Raw genomic sequence first — 22,615 nt, forward strand, 5'->3', positions numbered from 1 at the left:
GTTGAATGCATCCACCACCTTGGCGGCCATGGAACCGCCCGTGACCCCGGACCGCGAAGAGGGGCGGCGCTGGGCGGCTGAAGAACTTTCCAAACCTCAATACCCGGACGCCCAACCTGCTTGGCTGGAGCAGTTGTGGCGTGATTTTCTCGACTGGTTGTCGTCGTTGGATGGCGACGGGATGGGCCAGGGACCTGACCTTGCTGTTCCTCTGATGATCGCTGTGGCCCTTGCGATCATCATTGCTGCGATTGTTGTGGTCCGGCCCAGGCTGAATGCCCGCCGAAAAGCCGCTGCAGTCGACATCTACGGGGATGACGACAGTGTGGATTCGGAAGGTTTCAGGAAACGTGCGGCAACCGCGGCCGACGACGGCAACTGGCCGTCCGCCGTCGTCGACCAGTTCCGGGCATTGGTCCGCTCCGCGGAGGAGCGTGACATCATTGACCCGCGCGCAGGGCGGACAGCCGATGAAGCGGCCGGGCAACTGGGGCAGGTGTTTGGCGCCGCACAATCCCGGCTGGACGCAGCCGCCCGCCTTTTTGATGCTGTGCGCTACGGCGAGCTGGGTGCAACAGCATCGGACTACGAGTCGGTCCGCGGACTCGATGCAGATCTCCTGGAAATGAAGCCCGACTTCGCTGGACAGGCCCACGCCGGATTTGCGGTGCCCCGATGACCACATCCTCGGCGAAAGGCAGAACGGTTCAAGGCGACGTTACTGCCCTCCAACAGCCCACGGGCAGGGGTTTCCGTGTCTGGTTCCGGAAGCATCTGACATGGATCCTCATTGGCTCACTCTTGGCCGGCTTGGTGACCTACCTGGCTGTCTCGAGTGTCGCGGGCGCCAAGGATCCGAGGCCACTGTCCTCCCGGAATCCGGCCCCGGATGGCGCCATGGCGTTGGCTGAAATCCTGGGGCGCCACGGCATAGCAGTCACAGCCACGGATACCCTGGCGGAGACCATGGACGCCTTGGCCGACCGGGATGACGCCACGGTCCTCCTCTTCGACCCCCGCGGCTTCCTCGACCGGACACAGCTGGAACGCATCACGGACGCCGCGGACCATGTGGTGCTGGTCAATCCACGCCTCAGGACACTCAAAGCGCTGGAGCAGGACTTCCGGCCAGGCGGCGTTGTACCTGAGGCAACAACAATTCTTGAACCCCGCTGCGACCAGAACGATGCCGCAGCGGCAGGCAGGGTCTCTGCGCAAGGCTTCATCTATTCGGGACCCGTAGTGTGCTACCCCGTCGCGGGCATCGGTTCGGGTCTCTATGCAGCATCGGACGACGGCCAGGTGGTGGTCCTTGGCAGTACAGACTTGGTTGACAACCAGCACCTCGCCATGGAAGGCAACGCAGCCCTCGCGCTCCGCACCTTGGGCAAGGACCAGAACCTTGTCTGGTACTTGCCCGGAGTCGGTGACCTCGCCACGACTGATTCAACACCTACCCTGAACGAGTTGGCGCCCCGATGGCTGGCGTTTGTGGGACCTTGGCTGGGAATCGTGGCGCTTTTGGCCATCGCCTGGCGGGGCCGGCGCCTGGGCCCGCTGGTTTTCGAACCGCTTCCCGTTGTGGTGAAAGCTGCCGAGACCGCAGAAGGCAGGGCACGCCTTTATCAGGACTCGCGGGCAGTGGCGCGTGCGGCCGAGAACCTCCGGGCGGGAACCTTGGCCCGCTTGGCGCGGCACTTCAACCTGGGGGTGGATGCCACCCCGGAGGCAATTGTGGACGCCTCAGCCAGACAGGTGGAGCGGCCGGCATCAGAAGTCAGTTCAGTGCTGCTCGACGCCCGGCCGGACAACGAAGGACAACTGGTGCAATGGGCACAACAGATCGAACGAATCGAACAGGAGGCGACCGCCCGATGAGCAGCCAGCCGAACAGCTACACCGACAGCAACAGCCAACACACAGGTGGGGTCCCGCCCCAGCAGGATGTGCCCCAACAGGGCTTGCCGCAGCAGAGTGTGCCGCAAGGAGGCGATCCGTCAGGAAACGGGCATCGCTCCGCGCCGGAGGACCCCGCGCGGCAGTCGCTGCTGAACGTCCGCGCCGAAGTGGGCAAAGCCGTAGTAGGCCAGGATCCCACCGTCACCGGTATGCTCATCGCGCTGCTCTGCGGGGGCCACGTTCTCTTGGAGGGCGTCCCGGGCGTGGCCAAGACCCTGTTGGTGAGGGCGCTTTCCACTGCTTTGAGCCTGGATACCAAGCGTGTCCAGTTCACCCCCGACCTCATGCCCGGTGACGTCACGGGATCGTTGGTCTACGATTCCCACTCGTCGGAGTTCACTTTCCGTGAGGGCCCCGTCTTCACCAACATCATGCTCGCGGATGAAATCAACCGCACCCCTCCGAAGACCCAGGCCTCCCTCCTCGAAGCCATGGAAGAGCGCCAGGTTTCCGTGGATGGAGTGTCCCGCCCACTGCCGAGCCCGTTCATCGTGGCGGCAACGCAGAACCCGGTGGAATATGAAGGGACCTATCCCCTCCCCGAGGCGCAACTTGACCGCTTCCTCCTGAAACTGACCATGCCTCTGCCCGGAAGGGCCGAGGAAATCGAGGTCATCCGGCGCCATGCAAGCGGCTTCGATCCGAGGAACCTGGCCGCTGCCGGTGTGCGGCCGGTGGCGGGCGCCGCAGAGCTTTCCGCCGCCCAGGCCGCCGTAGCCCACGTAGCGGTAGCCCCGGAAATTCTGGCGTACATCGTTGACGTTGTCCGTGCCACCCGATCCGCACCGTCCTTCCAACTGGGGGTTTCCCCTCGTGGTGCCACGGCGCTGCTCAATACGTCCAAGGCCTGGGCTTGGTTGTCCGGACGGACTTTTGTCACCCCGGACGACGTCAAGGCTTTGTCTTTGCCGTGTCTGCGGCACCGTGTTGGCCTTCGACCCGAAGCCCAGATGGACGGCATCCAGGTGGATGATGTCCTGGGCAGCATCCTGGCATCCGTTCCGGTGCCGCGGTGAGTTCGGGCACGCAGGTGAAGTCGGGCTCGCACGTGAGTTCCGGTGCGGGAACCACCGAGGTGGCCTGAATGGCCATTACGGGTCGATTCGTGGTGCTCGCCTTGGCCGGCCTCATTCCTTTAGTGCTGTTTCCGGCCTGGATCACAGTCCTGTTCGTCACTGTGGGTTTGTTGCTGTTGCTGGTCCTTGACCTGCTCCTGACTGCATCGCCGGCACGTCTCGGCCTGGACCGCCAGCATCCGGGAAATGTGACACTGGAGGGACAGGTGGAGACTGTCGTGACGGTTGCCAATCCCACCCGGCGGACGCTGCGGGCGAAGGTCAGGGATGCATGGCAGCCCTCTGCCGGCGCCATCGATAATGCGCAGTCTCTGATTGTCCCCCCAGGCGAGCGGCGACGCATGAGGGTAGCCCTGGTTCCCCGACGCCGCGGTGACCTGCAAAGCCCCCACGTCACCATCAGGTCCCAGGGACCACTCGGGCTGGCAGCCAGACAGCGCACGCGTCTGCTTCCTGGGCATCTGAGGGTGCTGCCACCCTTCCACTCCAAACGCCATCTGCCGTCCAAGCTCCGGAAGCTCCGGGAACTTGACGGCAGGGCCGCCGTTCAGATCCGCGGAGCCGGAACGGAATTCGATTCCCTTCGCGATTACGTGCGCGGTGATGACGTCCGGTCCATCGACTGGCGGGCTACGGCGCGCCGCACCTCCGTGGTGGTGCGCACCTGGCGCCCCGAACGCGACAGGCGCGTTGTCATTGTCCTGGATACGTCCCGCACCGCTGCCGCCAGAATCGAGGACGAACCCCGCCTCGATACCGGAATCGAAGCGGCATTGCTGCTCTCCGTGCTGGCCGAACGCGGCGGGGACCGGGTTGATTTCCTCGCGTACGACCGCAGGCTACGTGCCCGGGTGGAGTCGGCGTCCAAAAGCAACATGCTGGGCCAGCTGGTCCAGGCCATGGCCCCTTTGGAGGCAGAACTGATTGAGCTGGACTGGCAGCAAATTCCTGGACAGGTGAGGGCGGTCTCGGCGCACCGATCGCTGGTGGTGCTGTTGACAGCGCTCGACGGCGGTGCCCCCGAGGAGGGCCTCCTCCCCACAGTGGCGCAATTGTCCCGCCAACATGTGGTGGTGGTGGCATCCGTCAGGGATCCCCTGCTCGCGGCCATGAAGGAGAGAAGGACCACGGCAAGCCAAGTATTCCGGGCCGCAGCAGCCGAACGCGCCTTGTTGGAACGCGCCGCGGTCACGGCCCAGCTGCGGCAATTGGGCGCCGAAGTGGTGGATGCTGAACCACTTGACGTCCCACCCCTGCTTGCGGACACCTATATCCGGCTCAAAGCGGCCGGAAGACTCTAGATTCCACGTCCAGAAAGGACTGCCATGACGGCCCCCATCTACCAGTTGGCACTCGGCGATGACTTCACCAAGCTGACGCCGGAGCTTCAGGAGTACTTTTCGCTGACAGCGGGTTCAGGCTCCTATGGGATAGGCGAAGGTGTTTTTGACGTAGTCGGCTGCCGGCAGAAATGGTTGCGGCCCCTGCTTGCCCTCACCGGCAGTGAGGAAGCGTTCTTTCCTGAATACGGCGAGGGCATCCGGTTCAGGATCGAGAACCACGCGCATGTGGATCCCTTCGGACGACCAGCCCTGACAGCACGCCGGGAGATCTACTTCCCCTCAAAGACCAGGCTGTTCCACGACACGACGAGTGCCGTAGTGCCCGGTCCCGGGCTGGGCAACGGCAAGCAGCGTGCCCGCCTGGTGGACCACGTGGGACGGTATCGGCGGCTGGTGACGGATCTGGATGTCGGCGTCACGTCCGAGGGCAGGCTTCGTGGTGTCTCCAATGCGAGCCGACTGCTTCTGGGGCCTTTGCGCATTCCGTTGCCGGCTGCCTTGGACGCACGCGCCTATGCAGAGCAATGGTGGGACAAAGCGGAGGGTAAACACCGCATCCAGGTCAAGGTTATCCAGCCCCAGATTGGCTTGGTCCTGGTCTATGCCGGACGCTTCGATTACCGGTTGGTTCCGTATCTGCCCGGCGCCGCCCCTGGTACGACGCTCCCACGATACGCAGAACCGGAGCGCTGGGAACGGCGAATCTGAACGTGCCGCCCCAGCGCTGGGGCGGCAAGTTCAGCACTGTGCACGTCAGCCTTGGGCCAGCTGGTCCAGTCCGTCGGCCACTTGGGTGAGCTTTGTCAGTACGTCCATGGCCGCTGCAGGCTTATGGCCGGCGAGTCCCGTGGAGGGAGTGACACGCAGTCCGGCCAAGCCCGCCGCAGGCAGGCCAAGCTGGCGCCATGGCTTCCAGATACTCTCCACGATGTCCGAAGTCCGTGGCAGTTGTGCCCGCGGATCGTGGGTGGGCAGCGCGCCGGCCCACACACGCTTGCCGCTCTCCACGGCGGCGGCCAACTGCTCCCACTGACGCATGGTCAACGCCCTCAGCGGGACGGCCAGGCCGTCTGCTCCAGCAGCAAGGATCCGTTCGATCGGTGCTTCGATCTCTGGTACAGACACCACGGTCTCGACGACGCCGGCCGTCTTGAGTGCCTCGATCACCAGCCGCCAGGCCCCGGTGACCTCTTCGCCGGACACGGACCGCAGCGTTCTATAGCCGCTTGCTGTAGGGATGGTCCCGGCCATGACCGAGGCGATGTCCGGCTCGTCTAACTGGACCACGATGTCAGCGCCCGGAAGCGCCCCGGAGACCCGGCGGATGTGCTCTCCAACGCCGGCGGCCAGGGATTCAGCAATGTCACGGCGGGCTCCATAGTCAAGAAGCGCGCGTTCGCCATTGTGCAGGTAAAGATTGGCAGCAAGGCTCAGGGGACCCACCACCCTGATCTTGAACCCAGCTGCAGAAACGTCCTCGGCCCCGGCTACGTCGGCCAGGATATTGATGTCCGTGGACAGTGCAGATCGGGCACGCTGGGCGTCCTTCCCCGGCCGGTCTACAAGCCGCCACCCATGCGGCTGGACGTCGAGTGCCAGGTCCATCAGCAAGGACCCTGACCGGCCCACCGCGTCCGAGCCCACTCCGCGGTCCGGAAGTTCGGGAAGGAACGGAAGGTGGGGGTCGCCGAGTTCGCCGCGGATGATCCGGGTTGCCTCGGCGGGATCGATGCCTGGCCACGGCCCCAGAGCGGTTGCGCTGGCGCGCAGGTCTTTCACCGATGCCATGGATCAAGCCTGCCGGCGTGATATCTGGTGATCCTCGGCGATTGCCTCGTGGTGGCGGATCACTTCGCTGATGATGAAATTCAGGAATTTCTCGGCGAACCCCGGATCCAGGTGCGCATCTTCGGCGAGCCGACGCAGGCGTGCAATCTGGGCTGATTCGCGGCCTGGGTCTCCGGCGGGAAGCTTGTGCGTGGCTTTGAGGATGCCTACCTTTTGGGTGGCCTTGAAGCGCTCAGCGAGCAGGAAGACAAGGGTGGCATCGATGTTGTCGATGCTGGACCGGATGGACAGCAACTCATCCATGACGGCGCGGTCCACTTGGCCGGCCAGGGAACTCGCTGCCGGGTTGAAGGAATCGGCGTCATCGGGAAGGGCGTTGTTCTGCTCGGTCATGCACCCCAGTCTATGGTGCTCGTTGATTCGGACGCGGGTGTTACCTCGGCGCACCGGATGGCGGGAAAGGCACGCCCCTGGCCAAGGGGCGTGCCTTTCACCAACTTTTATGGGTTCTTCGGCCTAGCCGCCCAGCAGCGCTCGGTGGGCCTCCCGCCGTCGTGCTTGCTCATCGGGGTCCGGCACCGGCAGGGACGCGATGAGCCTCTTGGTGTAGTCGTGCTGGGGCGATCCCATCACGTGGTTGCCGATCCCCTGCTCCACCAGTTGCCCTTTGTAGAGCACGCCCACCCAGTGGGACAACATGTCCACCACGGCGAGGTCGTGGCTGATGAAGAGGGCTGCAAAGCCGAACTGTTCCTGGATGTCCTTGAACAAGTCCAGGACTTTCGCCTGCACCGAAACGTCCAAGGCGGACGTCGGTTCGTCGGCGATCAGGAGGCGCGGGTTCAGCGCCAGCGACCTGGCCAGGGAAGCGCGCTGCCGTTGTCCGCCGGACAGCTCGTGCGGATAGCGTTGCGCGTACGACGCCGGCAGCTGGACTGACTCGAGCAGCTCGCCTACCTTTTTCCTCGCCTCAGCCGCGCTCGGTTTGGTGTGGATCATCAGCGGCTCGGCGACGCACTCACCGATGGTGAGATGTGGGTTGAACGAGGCAGCCGGGTCCTGGAAGACGAAACCGATCTCTTTTCGGAGCGGGCGGAAGGAGCGTTCCTTGAAGTCCAGCATCTCGTAGCCAAGGACCTTCAAGCTGCCGCCCGTAACGCGGTTCAGGCCCGCGATGGCACGGCCGATGGTGGACTTGCCGGAACCGGACTCGCCCACCAGTCCGAAGACCTCGTTCTCCGAGACGGTAAAGCTGACGTTGTCCACGGCCTTGAAGCCGTGGCGCCCGAACCGGCCGGGATATTCGATGGTGAGGTTCTTCGCTTCCACCAGGACCTTGCCGTCCTGATGAAGCCGGGCCCGGGCACCTTCGGAGGCTGAATGGCGCCCCAGGTGCGGAACGGCGGCCAGCAGCTTCTTGGTGTAGTCCTCCCGTGGTTCCGCGAAGAGGACCCGGGACGGGGCCTCCTCCACTACGTCCCCCTGGTACATGACCACAACCCGGTCCGCGAGGTCGGCCACCACGCCCATGTTGTGGGTGATGAGGACAATCGAGGTGCCGTAGTTGTCCCGCAGATCCCGGAGAAGTTGCAGGATTTCCGCCTGGACGGTGACGTCCAGGGCAGTGGTCGGTTCGTCGGCCACTATCAGGCCCGGGTTCAGGGCAAGCGCGGCCGCGATGACCACACGCTGTTTCTGGCCGCCGGAGAACTGATGCGGGTAATAGTTGACCCGCGTTTCGGGGTCCGGGATACCCACCTTGCGCAGTGCCTCGGTGGCCCGCTCCTTGGCCTCTTTGGCCGAGACGCGTTTGCCGTCCGTTGCGTGTGCCCGGATGCCTTCGGCGATCTGCCAGCCGACAGTAAAAACCGGATTCAACGCGGTGGATGGCTCCTGGAACACCATGGCAACGTCGCGGCCACGGATCTTGCGCAGCGTGGATTTGCTGACACTGATCACGTTGTTGCCGTTGATCAGCACGGCCCCGGAACTGATGGCCGTCTCAGGAAGCAGGCCCAGGATGGTCTTGGCGGTCACGGTCTTTCCGGATCCCGATTCCCCCACGATCGCCACGACCTCGCCGGCTTTCACGTCCAGGCTGACATCCTTGACGGCGTGGACGTCCCCGCCGTCAGTGGCGAAGGTGACTTGGAGCCGGTCGATGGTGAGGACTGGCAGGCCGCTGCCGGCCTGGTCCGAAACATGTCCAAGGTTGGTAGTCATGGCTTACCTGTTTCTGCCGGCGTAGACGCCGCTGTTGGTGCTGCGGGGGTTGCCGGGGTTGGTGTTGCCGGCGTCCTGCCTGCCCGCTTGCGTCCACGGATCCGGGGGTCGTTGAGGTCGTTGATGCTTTCACCGACCAAGGTCAGGCCCAAGACCGTGAGCACAATGGCGATGCCGGGGAAGACACCGGTCCACCAAATTCCGGACGAGGTATCAGCCAGCGCCTTATTGAGGTCAAACCCCCATTCAGCAGCAGAGGTAGGTTCAATGCCGAAGCCCAGGAAGCCCAGCCCCGCGAGGGTGAGGATCGCCTCGGACGCGTTGAGGGTGAACATGAGCGGCAGGGTCCGCGTGGCGTTCTTGAAGATGTGCCGCCCGATAATGCGCATGCTGGAAGCACCCAGTACTTGGGCCGACTCGACGAACGGTTCAGCCTTGAGCCGGATGGTCTCGGCTCGGATCACCCTGAAGTACTGCGGCACGAAAACCACGGTGATGGAGAAAGCGCAGGAGAAGATGCCACCCCAGAAGCTGGACTGACCCCGGCTGATCACGATCGAGATGACAATGGCCAGGAGCAAGGTGGGGAATGCATAGATGGCATCTGCCACCACCACCAGGATCCGGTCCAGCCAGCCGCCGAAGTAGCCACTGAGCAAGCCCAGGGCAACGCCCAGGAAAATCGACATGGCCACTGACACAACAATGACGGTGACAGCGGTCTGGGATCCCCAGATAACACGGGATAGGACGTCATAGCCGCTGACGGTGGTTCCGAGCAGGTGCTTGGCGCCCGGAGCTTCCTGGGTGGGGAAGGAACCGGAAGCATCACTGAGTTGTGAGTAGCCGTAGGGTGCAAGCAACGGCGCGAAGATACTGGTGAGGATCAGTAGGCCGGTCAGGACGAGGCCCACTATCAACATGCCGCGTTGGAGGCCAACACTCTTCTTGAAATGAGAGACGACGGGCAGCCGGGAGAAGAACGGCTGCTTGGGTGCGGTCAGTGCAGGAGTGCTCATGGTCAGTACCTCACTCGGGGGTCGATGAGCGCGGCAATGATGTCCACGACGAAGTTGGTGACGGCCACAATGATGGCCAGCAGCACGACTATTCCCTGGACAGCCACAAAGTCGCGGGCATTGAGGTACTGCACCAACTGGTACCCCAGCCCCTTCCATTCAAAGGTGGTTTCCGTCAGGATGGCGCCGCCCAACATCAGGGCAATCTGCAGGCCCATCACGGTGATGATGGGGATCAACGCCGGCTTGTAAGCGTGCTTGGTCACCAGCCGGAACTCACTGACACCCCTGGAACGCCCGGCCTCGACGTAGTCCTTACCCAGCGTGCCTATGACGTTGGTGCGCACCAGGCGCAGGAAGACGCCGGCAGTGAGCAGTCCGAGGGCAAGGGCAGGGAGGACCGCATGGGAAGCGATGTCCCCCAAGGCCGTGAAGTTGCCGCTGCGGAGCGCGTCCAGCCAGTAGATACCTGACGGTGCGGCCAGCCCGCTCATGGTCAGTTCCGTGCGGGTGGAGGCACGGCCGGCTACCGGGAACCATCCGAGCCACACTGAGAACGTCAGCTTGAGGAGCAGGCCGGCGAAGAAGACAGGCGTGGCATAGCAAAGGATGGCAAAGAACCTCAGCAGCGCATCCGGAGTCTTATCCCGGTGTTGGGCCGCGATCAGACCGAAGGGGATACCCACCAGGAGCGCGACGATCAATGCGTTGATGGAAAGTTCAAGGGTGGCCGCCCCGAAGGTGGTCAATACTTCCACCACTGGACGCCGGTCCGTGATGGTGGTGCCGAAATTGCCCGTGAGAAGTTGACCGATGTATTCGAAATACTGGATCAGAATGGGTCGGTCGTAGCCTGCGTCGTGAATGCGCTGGGCCAGGACATCCGGAGGAAGCCGGCCACCTTGTGATGCCGTGATGGGATCTCCAATGACCCTCATCAGGAAGAACACCAGTGTCACCAGGATGAAGACTGTGGGGATGATCAGGAAGAACCGGATCACAATGTACCTGCCCAGACCTCCCCCGGCTTTGGACTTGCTCTTGGGAGCAACGATCCCGGGCTCGGCCTCGGGTACCTCAATAAGTGTTGTCATTATTACCTGTATTTCCTGCCCGTGGATTGCGCGGGGTTGGCTCATGCGTGCCGGCCAAGGTGGTGGTCAGCAAAGGAGGCGGGACACCGGATCAGTGTCCCGCCTGCCTTCTGGTCACAATGGTGCGGTTACTTGGAAATGACTCCCAGACGGAACTTGAAGGACGGGTCCAGCGTCTTATCGACGCCGTTGACGCCACTTCCGACCACAGCCACCTGCGCACCCTGGAGCAGGGGCAGCGTGGAAATGTCCTTGGCGAGCGCGTTCTGAACGTCCTTGATGGCCGACTCGCGGCTGGTCTTGTCCGCATCAGTGAGCTGCTTGCTGATCAGTTCGTTCACCGTGGCGTTGTTGTAGTGGTTCTTCAGGAAGCCACCCTCGGGGAAGAACGGGGTCAGGTAGTTATCGGCATCGCTGAAGTCCGGGAACCAGCCAAACTGGAACAACGGGTATTCATCGGCGCGGCTGGCCTTGCTGTAGGTAACCCACTCGGTGGACTGCAGGTTCACTGTGAAGAGGCCCGACTTCTCCAACTGCTCCTTGACCATGGCGTACTCGTCACCTGAGGATCCGCCGTAGTGGTCCGGGTTGTACTGGAGGTTCAGGGCCACGGGTTCGGTGATCCCGGCGTCGGTCAGGACTTTCTTGGCCTTATCCAGGCTCGGCTTGCCGGCGTCACCATAGGCGTCCTTGAACGACTCGTTGGCACCAAGGAATCCACTCGGAACGTTGGAGTACAACGGCAGGTAGGTGCCCTTGTAAACCTGGTCGGCGATTGCCTGGCGGTCAACAAGGTTGGCCACGGCCTGGCGTACGGCCAGTGCCTTGGCCGGGTCCGCGCCCGCAGCCTTGGTTCCGTACGGCATGGTGTCGAAGTTGAACGTGATGTAGCGGATCTCGCCACCCGGACCGGTGAGTACCTTGACCTTGGAGTCCTTGCGGAGATCGTCAATGTCCGTCGCGCTCAGGCTGCGGAAGGCGACGTCAATGGCTCCCTGCTGGATTTCCAGCTTCAGGTTGGTGGGGCTGGCGTAGTACTTGATGGTGGCTGCATCGTTTGCGGGCTTCCCCAGAACGCCCTGGTAGTCCGCGAACGCCTTGAAGCTGACAAGTTCATTCTTCTTGTAGCTGTCAATGGTGTACTGGCCGTGGAACGCATTGGCCTTGATGATCTCGTCGTCCGAAAGCACCTTGTCCGCCGGGAAGACTTCGTCGTCAACGATCGGCGCAGCAGGGCTGCTGAGGATCTGGCTGAACGTTTGGTCGTTGGCGTTCTTGAGCTTGAACACCACGGTGGTGGCGTCGGGTGCGGTGACGCTCTCGATGTTGGTCAGCAACGATGCCGGACCTGCCGGGTCATTGATCGCCACCTGGCGGTCAAACGAGAACTTGACGTCCTTGGAATCCAATGTGTGGCCATTGGCCCACTTCAGTCCGGATTTGAGCTTGACCGTGTACTCGGACGGCGACGTGAACGACGACGATTCCGCGAGGTCGGGCACGGGTTCCGCGCCACCGGGCTTGGAGTTCAAGAGGAAGGAATAGATCTGGTTCATCACCATGAACGAACCGTTGTCATAGGATCCAGCTGGGTCCAGTGACGTGACCTTGTCTGTGGTGCCGTAGGCGATGGGGCCCGCAGCGGCCGGGGCGGACGAGGAGCCGCCGCCGGAGGGTCCCGTGCATGCCGTCAGGGCGAGCGCGGAGATGCCCGCCAGCGCGATAGCGCCGTGCAGGGCCTTCTTGTTCAGTGCCATCTGGTGAACCTTCTGTTCGATGGATTCGGCGCGCCGCCGTGGGATATTTGTGACGGCGCACACTCTTAGTGCCTCGATTCAACCAGACTTCGCAGTCGGCGAACCCTCATTTTAGTGATTTGAGACACAAAATTTACTTTCCAGTAGCTTTGTTCCCATGCCTTCGGGCCATTGCTCCGGGTGACGTGCCGGAATATCGTAGATTCCGAGTCGCCACTCACTGAAAGACCGCCCAAAGGACAAGCCCATGAGCAAGGCAGCACTCTGTGTAGGGATCAACAAGTTCAAGTTTCTACCCCAAGCCAGCTGGCTCAACGGCTGCGTCAACGATGCCGAAGACCTCGCAGCGATGCTTGAAAAACACTATGGCTTCGAAGCTTCCAGCATCACCGTGCTACGGGACGCCAAAGCGGTGAAAAAGACAGTCATGGCTGCGCTCAATGCCCTGGTGGACGCTGCCGTGGCGGGCACGGCCACTCACATCGTGTTCACCTTTTCGAGCCATGGAACCCAAGTGCCGGACACCAGCGGAGATGAAAGCGACCGCATGGACGAGGCCTTTGCGTGCTACGACATCAACAACTCCGGTGATGACTGGGACGCCACCACAGTGATCACCGACGACGAATTGGCAGCTTTGTTTGCCCGACTGCCCCAGGGTGTCCTGATGGATGTTGTGCTGGACACCTGCCACAGTGGAACGGGCCTGAAGTCATTGGACCTCCTTCCCGGACGCCGTCCACGTTTCCTGCCGGCGCCCACGCCCCGGGCAGTGATAGCCAACGAATCCAAGGACACCCGCAGCTTGCGGGACATGGTCAAGACTGCCAAGCTCTCCGCGCCGGTTCTGATGGCGGCCTGCCGCTCGGACCAGACTGCTGCCGATGCGTTCATCGAGGGCCGGTACAACGGCGCCTTTACCTACAACTTCGTGCGGGCCCTCACGGGTGACGGTACCGTGGCGCGCGCCGACATCCTGAAGCAGGTCAGCAAGGGCCTCAAGTCCGGCGGCTTCGATCAGATCGCCCAACTGGAAGGCTCGACGGCGGCACGCAAGGCCGCGTGGGGCGCCTGAACCTGACGTGTCTGGGACCGGCGCCCGAATCGGGCGCCTGAAACCCTTTCATGGCGGCCGGAAGCTCAGTCCCCGGTGCCGTGGAACTTGTCCCGGACTCCCGAGGAGGCGGCCTCTTCCGCGTCGTGATGCGGGTCCGAACCAAACATCTGCCCTTGCCGTTCCCGGTCCATCACCGGCTTGAGGGCCGCATATACCAGCCGGCCACCTGCGTCGAAGCGCAGCAGCCCTCCCCCGCGGATGTCCACGAAATCCCTCCGGGTTTTCAGGCCAAGGCGGACATACGCTTCCCGCCGGCTCATCCGTACCGTCTGGATGAACGAGGCCCCTATCTCGGAAATGATGAATCCGTCCGGGGATACACGCTCCGAAGTACGTACGCGCGTGGAGCTCAGGGGTGTTCGCCGCTCAAGCCGCGCCGCCTCCAGGAGCCGGGGATTTTCCCAGACAAAGCGTTGCACCTCCTGGGGATCGGAGCCGAGGGCCGAAAGCCTGATGGGGTAGCGGAGTCCCTGGTAGTTATCCACGCCGCTGATGTTGTTCATTGACACCCGACGAATCCCGATCATGGAGAACTCAGTTTGGATCGCCTCGCGGTATCCGTAATTATCTTCGGGAACCATGTCCAGGTCAGCCGCGATGATGCCACGGAGGAGATCCCGCCAGGAGACGTCCACAGGTGGCATATAGGAGAGTCCGCGGATCACCATCCGCAGGACCCTGGTGGCCACGATCGAGCCTGATTCGGCCTTCTGTTGCAGACTTTGGCCGTCCCCGAACCGCGCGTTCCGCTCCGACCACAGCCGTTGGACGGCCCGGAGCACCGCCCCTACCACCACGGCACCCCGCGCATGCGGCTCCGGCAGTGACTGCCAACCTTCCGGCACAGCGCCAACGAAGGGCTCGCGCAGCGGTCCGCGGGCGAAAAGATCACGGGCAAAATCGAAAAGGGACCTCATCAGGACCGCATCATCGACCACCTGCCCGGCCTCGAAGCCGTTGCCCGCCGCTTCGAGCTGCCGCGACACCACTTCGCGGGAAGAAAAGACCGAAAGGATGGCCACGATGTCGGCCAAGGCCTCGTGCATGGCCAACTGCTCCATGGTGGCCATCTGGTCGGCCCACGCCGGCCGGAAGCCGTCCAGGATGGCATGTGTCACTTCGTGGGCGACGATGTCCCGGTAGAGGGCTGTGGGGACTTTATAGCCCATCCGGTCCACCGAACCGAAGCGGATGATGTTGGTTCCCCGCTCGTAGCCGGTGTCAGTGGCGGTGATCAGGTCCCGGGCCTTGAGAACCACACGCCCTTCCGGATTCCATGGCATGCGCCTGCCGAGGGTGGTCTCGAAGATGTCCAACGTACTCATTGCCACGCCATAGACATGCTGTGCCAGGAAACGCGTGTCATCCAGGAGTTCACGTAAACCCGCCGGCGGTGGTTCCGAGATCAACTGCCAGGGATCGCCCTGCTGCGTCAGCGTCACAGGGGACACAGTGGTTCCCCGCCACTTCCTGATGTGGATGGCGTAGCGGTGGCCGGTGGGACCACGCCTGAGGCGTTCAACCGGGATACGGACCTGTGCTGTCAGAGGAGGTGCACCTGGGGCACCGATAGGCCCCTCGGCCAGAACGGTCACCGAGACCATCTGCCCGGCTTTGATGTCTCCCGGGCTCTTTTTTGGAAATGCCACAGTCATCGCCGTCCCGAATGCGGACCCCAAACACCGCAGCGGAAGCGCTGCTTAGCCCAGTATGGAGGCGCCCCATTCCGGAGGCAATGGCTCTTGAGGGGAAGGGCTCCTAGAGAGCCACGCGCTGAAGGGAACGGGCGGCGTCGATGGTTGCCTGCCCCAAGACCCGGCTGCCCTGATAAAGGACCACTGTTTGTCCCGGAGCCACACCGCGGAGCGGGTCGGTCAGGGTGACAACGAGTTCGGCCCGCTGAACGCCTGAGTCGTCGTCAACGGTTTCCACGAGTGCCCGAGCCGGGACGGGATCCCCGTGGGCCCGTACTTGGGCATGGCAATCGAACTCCGCGCCCGTCGCAACCTCGGAGATGGGCAAACCTGCCCACGACACCTTGATGCCCCGGATCTCGTCGATGGCAAGCAAGGCTTCGGGTCCCACAACCACTTTGTTTTCCTTGGGACGGATCTCCAGGACAAAGCGCGGCTTGCCATCAGCGGCCGGAGTTCCCAGCTTCAATCCGCGGCGCTGTCCCACTGTGAAAGCGTTGGCACCGGGATGTTCGCCTACCTTGGCCCCGGTCTCGTCAACGATGTCGCCGGTGGTCATATCAATCTTTTCGGCCAGCCATCCACGGGTGTCGCCGTCGGAGATGAAGCAGATGTCGTGGCTGTCGGGCTTGTTGGCCACTGAAAGGCCCCGCCGCTCAGCTTCCGCACGCACTTCTGCCTTGGACGGCGTGTCCGCCAGGGGGAACATGGAGTGCTTGAGCTGCTCATGGGTCAGGACGCCCAGGACGTAGCTCTGGTCCTTGGCCCAATCCGCAGCGCGGTGGAGTTCCCGGTTACCGTCGGAGTCTTCGATCACCTTGGCGTAGTGCCCGGTGCACACGGCGTCGAAGCCCAGCGCAATGGCCTTCTCCAGCAGGGCAGCAAACTTGATGCGTTCGTTGCAGCGCATGCAGGGGTTCGGCGTTCGGCCCGCAGCATATTCGTCGATGAAGTCCTGGACGACGTCTTCCTTGAAGCGCTCCGAGAAGTCCCACACGTAGTAAGGGATTCCCAGGACGTCGCAGGCCCGCCAGGCATCACGGGAGTCCTCGATAGTGCAGCATCCCCGGCTTCCGGTGCGCAGGGTGCCGGGCATGCGCGACAACGCGAGGTGGACGCCGACGACGTCGTGTCCGGCCTCGACGGCGCGGGCGGCGGCCACGGCGGAGTCCACTCCGCCGCTCATTGCTGCAAGTACTCGCATGCTGGCTTTCCGTGTTGGGGGCTGTGGCAACTGTTCCGGCTCAGACCAGCCGGCGTGCCCATCTATTCTAGCCTGCAATACCATGCCTGCGCTAAATCCCTAGACCCGCCCCACCAAGCCACCGCTACAAGGACGTCGGCGATCCCTGCCGCGCCACTGTTGCCGCCGTCTGGATGCTGGACTCGTGACCGGCCATTCCTGCCTGCCGCGCCCTTGTGCATGCCTCGGGAAGAGCCTTCAGCAGCGCGTCCACATCCGCATCCGTGGAGCTGTGGCCCAGAGTGAAGCGCTGGGCGCCGCGGGCAGTATCCTCGTCCAGGCCCATGGCCAACAGCACATGCGATGGGCGCGGGACTCCTGCCGTACAGGCAGAGCCAGTGGATGATTCGACGCCTGCCAGGTCCAGGAGGAAGAGGAGCGAATCGCCTTCGCACCCTGGGAAGGTGAAGTGGGCATTTCCCGGCAGCCTACGCTCTCCCGCAGCACCCCGTGGCACTGCGTCGGGCACGGCAGCGCAGACGCCATCGATCAGACGGTCGCGCAACGCGCTGAGCCGTTCCTGCTCTTCGGCCAGGTTCCCGGTGACTGCCTCAGCCGCGGCGGCGAATGCGGCAATGGCCGGGGTGTCCAGGGTTCCCGAGCGAACATCACGTTCCTGGCCGCCGCCGTGCTGTACCGGCGTCAATTTCACGGACCTCCCCAGGAAGAGCGCGCCTACGCCCACTGGACCGCCAAGCTTGTGCCCGGATACCGACATGGCTGCGAGTCCGCTCCCCCGGAAATCCACAGGGATCGAACCGAAGGCCTGCACAGCGTCGGAGTGGACCGGGATTCCATGGGGCTTTGCGAGCTCAACGATCTCCGTGACTGGTTGGATAGTGCCCACTTCATTGTTGGCCCACATGACGGTGACGAGTGCAATTGATCCGGGATCCCGCTCGATTTCTTGTTGGAGGACTTCGAGCCGCACGGTGCCGGACTCATCGACGGGTAGCCATACCACGTCTGCACCTTCGTGCCGCTCCAGCCACTCCACAGTGTCAAGGACCGCATGATGTTCGACGGCGGAGCACAAGACCCGCGTCCGGCGGGGGTCCTCGTCCCGGCGGGCCCAGAACAAGCCCTTGACGGCCAAATTGTCCGCTTCGGTTCCACCCGAGGTGAAGATGACCTCCGAAGGGTGGGCGCCGGCTGCTGCGGCCAGCATTTCACGGGCATCCTCTACGGCGCGCCGGGCGCGACGACCCGCTCCGTGCAGCGAGGACGGATTGCCGGTTCGCGCCAACTCCCGCGTCATGACGGCGAGTGCTTCTGCCGACAGGGGCGTGGTGGCAGCGTGATCGAGGTATACAGGCACCTTGCCATTCTACCGATGGGACCCAGAACGCAGTTGTCTCGTTCGCAGCCACGATCCTTGCTTAACCTGGCGGGACCACCACAAGCTGGGCCGCCGCTTCGGCTCGGGCCTTGTCCAAGGAACCGTCATCCGGGCAAGCCACCGAGAGGTAGACCGACGACGCCGGAACACTGAACAACCGGGCCATCACCACAGCGGCGTTACCGCCCGATGCGGCTGACGATTCCAACGCGAGGAACTCCACGTTGTGCTGTGGCTTATCCGAGTCCTGGCCCCACCGCAGGGACACCGGCTTCAGGCTTTCCAAGGAAATACCGGGATCAAGATAGCGGAAGAGCTCCTTGGTGGAGGCTGCGTCATCCTCCACGACGACCAAGGGACCCTGGTTGACACTGACACGGGCTGCCACGGTGCAGCCATCAGTCTTCCGATACCGGACTTCGCCTTGGAGGCCTGAATGCACCACAGTCCACCCAGGAACCTCTTCCAACCGCGTGGAGACCGTCACCGGGTCTCCCGGAGCCAGGGTGTTCCCGGCTGCCAAAGGCAAGTCCTTCGCCGCAACAGCGGCTGCATCATGCCCGGGCGTGATGCTGGGCGTCGCCAGCGTGGACTCCGATGGCGACGGTTTCGGCGCCGCTGGATCAGGAACGTTAACGGTGCAGCCGGCCATAACGGCAGCAACGGCTCCCAAGGCAGCAATCCCAGCCACCCGTCGTCGAACGTTTCGCGCCACCATCGCTCCTTATCCCCATGCCACCTCGGATGGCATGCCATCTGCCGCGATCGAGTCTAGCCGTCCGGCCCACCTACGCCAGGACGCGCAGAGCACCCGGAACAATATCGACCTCCACAGGCAACGCGCCGATGCGTTCGCCATCCGCATATGCCACCACGCCCTCCGCCTCCAACCGCACCTTCCGGACACGCCGGATCTCCACAGCGGGGTGGCTGGTGTGCCTGCCGGCAAACACTTTCGGAAATACTGCGAGGAATCGGAACCGGGACAATGGTTTGACCACAAAGAGATCCAAAAAGCCGTCGTCGGGCGACGCGTCCGGGGTGATTCGCATGCCGCCGCCGATGTACTGCCCGTTCGCCACCGAAATCAGCAACGCCGGCTGGCGCCAGGTCACGTCATCGGCAGTCACCGCATAGTCGATCCGCCGGAAAGAACCCAGCTCCATGAGCATCGCCAAGTTGTAGCGGCTCTTTCCGCGAGGCCATCGCCACGAGTTGGCGCGTTCGTTGACTGCGGCATCGAACCCGGCCGAGAGGACACCGGCAAAATACGTGGTCCGCCCCTCCGCAGCAACCCGTCCGGCGTCGATTGTCCGTCCACCTGAAACCATCGCGGCCAGGATCAGGCGGCAGGCAGCGGCGGTGTCATGCAACGGCAAACCCAGGAGTCGGGCAACATCGTTACCCGTTCCGCTGGGGACGATACCCAGGGCAACATCGTGTCCGGCGAGCGCATTGACCCCCAGATGGACCATACCGTCGCCTCCCACCACTACCAGGGCGTCAACTGCAGTGCCGGAAAGGGTTTGGGCTACAAGCCGCTGCAGGGCGTCGTAACTTTCTGCTTCTAGCACGACGACGTCCCGTCCGGCGGCGCGGAACTGCGCTGCGGCGTGGTCCCCGGCGTTGCGGGTCCGGCCAAAGGAAGCCGCAGGGTTTATCGCCACTGCGATCGTCCCCGCCTTGCTGGACTGGTTTGCGGCTGCCGGTGGGGTCACAGCGTGAATTATGCCAGCCGGGAACCACCCGCCCCGATACCAACGTTCACATAGTGGCTGGATAAACTGGCCACTACCGCGTCTGTGCTGATGCGCATCGACTTTAGAGAAGGGCCCGTGCTTGGCCGACGGCAGCAGTTCGCATTATCAGGTTCTCCGCGTTTCCGTCACAGCTACGGACAAGGAGATCAAGGTCGCCTACCGCAAGGCTGCCCGGAAGGCGCACCCCGACCACGGCGGAGAAGCAGAGATGTTCAGGCGCGTGACGCTCGCCTACGAAACCCTGATCGACCCGCAGCGGAGGGCTGAGTACGATCGCAGGTACGCCAGCGGCTCCTCTGGCCGCGGCCAGCCGATGCCCGGAGACTACTCGGGCACCGCGGCGCCGGGCCCTTTCGCAACGGGCAGCGTCAGACGACCCCAGACCCAACGCAACACCGCCGGTGATCCCCCGGTCTACGTCCCGGCCTTTGACGATCCCCAGGAAGTGCCGCTCATTTCTGCCGCGGAAGCAGCGCAGCAGGTCCATGGGCTACCGCGCAAGCGCGGCATCTTTGGTGCCGAAGCACGGATCCAGCGGGAAATGCGCACCGTTCAGCTCATTAGCAGGCAGGTCCTGCCTGCCATTCCTGCTGCCCGGCTCATCAACGGTCTTCGCTCGCCGTCGGACAACAACCACATCGACCACGCGGTCTTGTCCGGCTACCGGCTGGCCTTGGTGGGCTCCATGCTCCTCCCCAAGGGTGCCTACGCCTGGGATGGCCACTCACTGCGGCACGGCGGCCGATCCGTCGCGCCCCCGCAGCTTGCCCACATTGTCCGGCATATGCAGGACATCTTCCCTGAACTCAATGTCACCGGATGGGTTGTCCTGCACAGTCCCGATGGCAACCTCCACGAACCGGTCATCGACCAGTACGGCAAAGGACAGTCCAGCCACAACGCCGTGGAAGTAGTCAACGCCGCCGGCCTGGTCAGGGGGCTCAAGCAATTCTTGAGCTCGGGGCCGGCGCCGAACACTGTAGTGGTTCCGGTTCTGGCGCGGCTGCTGCGCGGGATGCACTAAGAGTCCGTGCCACCGGACGCTGGTCGGGGCTGGCTAAGATGGAACAGTGTTCCGCATCCTCTTCCACACCCCTGAAATCCCGGGCAACACGGGCAACGCCATACGTTTGGCCGCCATCACCGGGGCCGAGCTCCATTTGGTGGAGCCCCTCGGCTTCGACTTTTCCGATGCCAAGCTTCGTCGCGCCGGCCTGGATTACCACGACCTTGCGGTGGTCACCGTTCACAAGGACATCGACGCCGCGTGGGAGGCCCTGCAGCCGGAACGCGTCTTCGCCTACACGTCCGACGGCGAAACGTCCTATACGGATGTCAGCTACCGTGAGGGCGACGTCCTGATGTTCGGGCCCGAGTCTGTTGGCCTGCCGGACTGGCTGAAGCAGGACCCGCACGTCACCGCTCGAGTCCGCCTTCCCATGAAGCCGTCACTCCGTTCGCTCAATTTGGCCAACGCCGCCTCGATCGCCGTGTTCGAGGCCTGGCGCCAGAACGGGTTCGCAGGCGCCAAGGTGTAGCCCATCCAAGGGCGCCACGGCACCGAATACCTTATGCAGGGACAGGTCCTGCATCAGGACATTCGTTGAGGGAGCATTCGTGAGCGCGCTGCAGACCAGGGTGACAACGGCAGACCGCTGCGCCGCCACGCCCTCACCACCATATGGCCGTGCTGCCGGTTTCAAACGGGACGACATATGCTGGACAGTGATGGACATCCCCAGCAACCCCGGACCCCCGGTCTTCGAGGCCACAGGCACCGCGACAGACTTGAACACGCAGTTGACTGCCTTGCTCGAGCTCGTGGCTGCCGGCGACCAGCCGGCTTTTGCCGAGTTCTACCGCCTGACGTCGAGGCGGGTGTTCGGCATGGCCAAGCGCGTCCTGATAGACCCGGACCTGAGCGAGGACGCCACGCAGGAAGTTTTCCTCCAGGTGTGGCAGGGCGCAAGCAAATTCGATCGCGCTGCCGGAACCCCGCTGGCGTGGCTCATGACCATCGCCCACCGTCGCGCCATTGACCGCGTCCGCGCCGTGCAGGCCGCCACCGACCGCGAGGCCAAATACGGCGCAGCAAGCCAGGACCCCGATCGAGACCTGGTGGCAGAAGAAGCCGACACCAATCTGGAAGCCGAAGCAGTCAGCCGGTGCCTCGGCACACTGACCGACACCCAGCGTGAATCCGTCCGCCTTGCCTACTACGGCGGCCTGACGTACCGGGAAGTCGCCGAGCACTTGGGCGCCGCCGTCCCCACCATCAAGTCCCGCATCCGCGACGGATTGCTGCGCCTGAAGACCTGCCTGGGGGTGGCTTGATATGAGCGAGAACACCAGTGGAGGCTTTATCCGCAGAATGTTTGCCAACGACATCGCTACCGACCTCGCCGAGGGCCGCGTCCTCGAACTGGCTGAGATCTATGCCCTGGACGCCGTCAGTGACGACGAACGGGCCATGATCGATGACTACATCAACGGTGCTCCCGAGGGTCCTGAATTCCGGGCGCGGGTCCGCGAAGCCCGCGAGACCCTCGCGGTCAGCTTCGCCCCCGAAGAAGCGCCACCGGCCAGGCTCTTCGACAACATCATGGAACGCATTACCACCGATGCCGCCGCCCAAGCCCCTGCCGGACCGGCGGCCCCGCCGGCCGCAGGTCCCGCCGTCGACGACCTCGCGGCCGCCAGGGCCAAGCGCGAGGAACGCCTGCGCACCGGTGGCGCACGCAAATGGATTATCGGTGCAGCCGCCGCGGCCGTGATCGCGCTCGGAGGTATCGGTGTAGGCACCTACGTCTCGGTCCAGAACGACCCCGTCAACCAGGTACTGCAGGCACAGGATGTCCAGCAGAAGTCCGCCCCGGTTCCCGGCGGTGGTACGGCTACCATCTCTGCGTCGTCGGCCAAGGACTCCTTCGTGGTTCTGATGGATGGCGTTGCGCCCGCCCCGGAGGGTAAGGTCTACCAGCTGTGGACCCTGCCCAAGGACGGCTCTGCCCCGGTGCCGCAGGGCACCATGGACGCCCAGACGCTCTCCAAGCCGGCCGTTGTCAAGGGCCTGTCGTCAGCATCGTCCGTTGCCATCACCGTGGAACCCACGGGCGGATCAAGCGCCCCCACCACAGACCCTGTCCTGGTGGTCGCTCTGAGCGCCTGACGCTGAACGCAATTAATGCACGACGGCGGCCGCC

The 22,615-nt window shown here is 63.6% G+C and carries 21 protein-coding genes; 10 read left to right on the plus strand and 11 right to left on the minus strand.

What is annotated here, in order from left to right:
* Window position 1: 1 nt before the first annotated feature.
* The 5 genes from AB4Y77_RS01690 to AB4Y77_RS01710 all read left to right on the plus strand — a co-directional run bounded on the left by AB4Y77_RS01690 (window position 2) and on the right by AB4Y77_RS01710 (window position 5,086).
* Window positions 2–679, plus strand: a complete 678-nt coding sequence (locus AB4Y77_RS01690; protein WP_442012791.1) for a DUF4129 domain-containing protein — start codon at window positions 2–4, stop codon at window positions 677–679.
* The gene (locus AB4Y77_RS01695) at window positions 676–1,878 is read left to right on the plus strand and encodes a DUF4350 domain-containing protein (RefSeq protein WP_442012792.1); all 1,203 of its coding nucleotides are present in this window, start codon (window positions 676–678) and stop codon (window positions 1,876–1,878) included. Before AB4Y77_RS01690 ends, AB4Y77_RS01695 begins: the two co-directional genes overlap by 4 nt.
* A complete protein-coding gene (locus AB4Y77_RS01700) occupies window positions 1,875–2,975 on the plus strand; it encodes an AAA family ATPase (RefSeq protein ID WP_442012793.1) in 1,101 nt (366 codons plus the stop codon). The genes AB4Y77_RS01695 and AB4Y77_RS01700 overlap by 4 nt, the downstream gene beginning before the upstream one ends.
* A gap of 68 nt (window positions 2,976–3,043) precedes the next feature.
* A complete protein-coding gene (locus tag AB4Y77_RS01705) occupies window positions 3,044–4,336 on the plus strand; it encodes a DUF58 domain-containing protein (protein ID WP_442012794.1) in 1,293 nt (430 codons plus the stop codon).
* 24 nt (window positions 4,337–4,360) lie between these two features.
* Window positions 4,361–5,086, plus strand: coding sequence for a DUF4166 domain-containing protein (locus tag AB4Y77_RS01710; protein WP_442012795.1), 726 nt, complete (start codon window positions 4,361–4,363; stop codon window positions 5,084–5,086).
* 45 nt (window positions 5,087–5,131) lie between these two features.
* Here the strand turns inward: AB4Y77_RS01710 and AB4Y77_RS01715 are convergent, their stop codons facing one another.
* The 6 genes from AB4Y77_RS01715 to AB4Y77_RS01740 all read right to left on the minus strand — a co-directional run bounded on the left by AB4Y77_RS01715 (window position 5,132) and on the right by AB4Y77_RS01740 (window position 12,259).
* The gene (locus AB4Y77_RS01715) at window positions 5,132–6,166 is read right to left on the minus strand and encodes a hypothetical protein (protein WP_311212747.1); all 1,035 of its coding nucleotides are present in this window, start codon (window positions 6,164–6,166) and stop codon (window positions 5,132–5,134) included.
* Window positions 6,167–6,169: 3 nt separating this feature from the next.
* Window positions 6,170–6,559, minus strand: a complete 390-nt coding sequence (locus tag AB4Y77_RS01720) for a chorismate mutase (protein WP_311212748.1) — start codon at window positions 6,557–6,559, stop codon at window positions 6,170–6,172.
* Between the two features lie 123 nt (window positions 6,560–6,682).
* A complete protein-coding gene (locus AB4Y77_RS01725) occupies window positions 6,683–8,389 on the minus strand; it encodes an ABC transporter ATP-binding protein (protein ID WP_442012796.1) in 1,707 nt (568 codons plus the stop codon).
* The gene (locus tag AB4Y77_RS01730) at window positions 8,386–9,408 is read right to left on the minus strand and encodes an ABC transporter permease (RefSeq protein ID WP_442012797.1); all 1,023 of its coding nucleotides are present in this window, start codon (window positions 9,406–9,408) and stop codon (window positions 8,386–8,388) included. The genes AB4Y77_RS01725 and AB4Y77_RS01730 overlap by 4 nt, the downstream gene beginning before the upstream one ends.
* Before the next feature lie 2 nt (window positions 9,409–9,410).
* Complete coding sequence (locus AB4Y77_RS01735; RefSeq protein ID WP_311212751.1) at window positions 9,411–10,502, minus strand: ABC transporter permease; 1,092 nt, start codon at window positions 10,500–10,502, stop codon at window positions 9,411–9,413.
* A 128-nt stretch (window positions 10,503–10,630) separates the two neighbouring features.
* Window positions 10,631–12,259 carry an ABC transporter substrate-binding protein gene (locus tag AB4Y77_RS01740; protein ID WP_311212752.1) on the minus strand — a complete coding sequence of 543 codons (1,629 nt, stop codon included), beginning with the start codon at window positions 12,257–12,259 and terminating at the stop codon, window positions 10,631–10,633.
* A gap of 247 nt (window positions 12,260–12,506) precedes the next feature.
* On the opposite strand from AB4Y77_RS01740, the gene AB4Y77_RS01745 reads away from it, so the two are divergent.
* A complete protein-coding gene (locus tag AB4Y77_RS01745; protein ID WP_311212753.1) occupies window positions 12,507–13,334 on the plus strand; it encodes a caspase family protein in 828 nt (275 codons plus the stop codon).
* Window positions 13,335–13,399: 65 nt separating this feature from the next.
* Here AB4Y77_RS01745 and AB4Y77_RS01750 read toward each other — a convergent pair whose 3' ends face one another.
* From AB4Y77_RS01750 to AB4Y77_RS01770, 5 genes are all read right to left on the minus strand, one after another.
* A complete protein-coding gene (locus tag AB4Y77_RS01750) occupies window positions 13,400–15,025 on the minus strand; it encodes a hypothetical protein (RefSeq protein ID WP_442012798.1) in 1,626 nt (541 codons plus the stop codon).
* Window positions 15,026–15,134: 109 nt separating this feature from the next.
* Entirely contained in the window at window positions 15,135–16,274 is a 1,140-nt protein-coding gene (mnmA, locus tag AB4Y77_RS01755; RefSeq protein WP_442012799.1) for a tRNA 2-thiouridine(34) synthase MnmA, read from the minus strand.
* A 124-nt stretch (window positions 16,275–16,398) separates the two neighbouring features.
* Entirely contained in the window at window positions 16,399–17,631 is a 1,233-nt protein-coding gene (locus AB4Y77_RS01760) for a cysteine desulfurase family protein (RefSeq protein WP_442012800.1), read from the minus strand.
* A 61-nt stretch (window positions 17,632–17,692) separates the two neighbouring features.
* Window positions 17,693–18,370 (minus strand): hypothetical protein, encoded by a 678-nt coding sequence (locus AB4Y77_RS01765; RefSeq protein WP_442012801.1) that lies wholly within the window; start codon window positions 18,368–18,370, stop codon window positions 17,693–17,695.
* Between the two features lie 70 nt (window positions 18,371–18,440).
* Entirely contained in the window at window positions 18,441–19,370 is a 930-nt protein-coding gene (locus tag AB4Y77_RS01770; RefSeq protein ID WP_442012802.1) for a diacylglycerol/lipid kinase family protein, read from the minus strand.
* A 121-nt stretch (window positions 19,371–19,491) separates the two neighbouring features.
* Here AB4Y77_RS01770 and AB4Y77_RS01775 point away from each other — a divergent pair, with 121 nt between their 5' ends.
* The 4 genes from AB4Y77_RS01775 to AB4Y77_RS01790 all read left to right on the plus strand — a co-directional run bounded on the left by AB4Y77_RS01775 (window position 19,492) and on the right by AB4Y77_RS01790 (window position 22,581).
* Window positions 19,492–20,436: a J domain-containing protein gene (locus tag AB4Y77_RS01775; RefSeq protein WP_311212759.1), complete on the plus strand. Its 945-nt coding sequence runs from the start codon at window positions 19,492–19,494 to the stop codon at window positions 20,434–20,436.
* A gap of 46 nt (window positions 20,437–20,482) precedes the next feature.
* Window positions 20,483–20,950: a tRNA (cytidine(34)-2'-O)-methyltransferase gene (locus AB4Y77_RS01780; protein WP_442012803.1), complete on the plus strand. Its 468-nt coding sequence runs from the start codon at window positions 20,483–20,485 to the stop codon at window positions 20,948–20,950.
* A 79-nt stretch (window positions 20,951–21,029) separates the two neighbouring features.
* Window positions 21,030–21,746 (plus strand): ECF RNA polymerase sigma factor SigK, encoded by a 717-nt coding sequence (gene sigK / locus AB4Y77_RS01785; protein WP_442012804.1) that lies wholly within the window; start codon window positions 21,030–21,032, stop codon window positions 21,744–21,746.
* Window position 21,747: 1 nt separating this feature from the next.
* Window positions 21,748–22,581 carry an anti-sigma factor gene (locus AB4Y77_RS01790; protein WP_442012805.1) on the plus strand — a complete coding sequence of 278 codons (834 nt, stop codon included), beginning with the start codon at window positions 21,748–21,750 and terminating at the stop codon, window positions 22,579–22,581.
* The last annotated feature ends 34 nt before the right edge of the window (window positions 22,582–22,615 follow it).

Source organism: Paenarthrobacter sp. YAF11_1 (assembly GCF_052113445.1).
In the GTDB taxonomy this organism is placed as follows: Bacteria; Actinomycetota; Actinomycetes; order Actinomycetales; family Micrococcaceae; genus Arthrobacter.

Bases quoted from the DNA above. Each gene is read 5' to 3' on its own strand.
- AB4Y77_RS01695 (WP_442012792.1), top strand. From the start codon at position 676: ATGACCACATCCTCGGCGAAAGGCAGAACGGTTCAAGGCGACGTTACT.
- AB4Y77_RS01700 (WP_442012793.1), top strand. From the start codon at position 1,875: ATGAGCAGCCAGCCGAACAGCTACACCGACAGCAACAGCCAACACACA.
- AB4Y77_RS01705 (WP_442012794.1), top strand. From the start codon at position 3,044: ATGGCCATTACGGGTCGATTCGTGGTGCTCGCCTTGGCCGGCCTCATT.
- AB4Y77_RS01710 (WP_442012795.1), top strand. From the start codon at position 4,361: ATGACGGCCCCCATCTACCAGTTGGCACTCGGCGATGACTTCACCAAG.
- AB4Y77_RS01715 (WP_311212747.1), bottom strand. From the start codon at position 6,166: ATGGCATCGGTGAAAGACCTGCGCGCCAGCGCAACCGCTCTGGGGCCG.
- AB4Y77_RS01720 (WP_311212748.1), bottom strand. From the start codon at position 6,559: ATGACCGAGCAGAACAACGCCCTTCCCGATGACGCCGATTCCTTCAAC.
- AB4Y77_RS01725 (WP_442012796.1), bottom strand. From the start codon at position 8,389: ATGACTACCAACCTTGGACATGTTTCGGACCAGGCCGGCAGCGGCCTG.
- AB4Y77_RS01730 (WP_442012797.1), bottom strand. From the start codon at position 9,408: ATGAGCACTCCTGCACTGACCGCACCCAAGCAGCCGTTCTTCTCCCGG.
- AB4Y77_RS01735 (WP_311212751.1), bottom strand. From the start codon at position 10,502: ATGACAACACTTATTGAGGTACCCGAGGCCGAGCCCGGGATCGTTGCT.
- AB4Y77_RS01740 (WP_311212752.1), bottom strand. From the start codon at position 12,259: ATGGCACTGAACAAGAAGGCCCTGCACGGCGCTATCGCGCTGGCGGGC.
- AB4Y77_RS01745 (WP_311212753.1), top strand. From the start codon at position 12,507: ATGAGCAAGGCAGCACTCTGTGTAGGGATCAACAAGTTCAAGTTTCTA.
- mnmA (WP_442012799.1), bottom strand. From the start codon at position 16,274: ATGCGAGTACTTGCAGCAATGAGCGGCGGAGTGGACTCCGCCGTGGCC.
- AB4Y77_RS01765 (WP_442012801.1), bottom strand. From the start codon at position 18,370: ATGGTGGCGCGAAACGTTCGACGACGGGTGGCTGGGATTGCTGCCTTG.
- AB4Y77_RS01790 (WP_442012805.1), top strand. From the start codon at position 21,748: ATGAGCGAGAACACCAGTGGAGGCTTTATCCGCAGAATGTTTGCCAAC.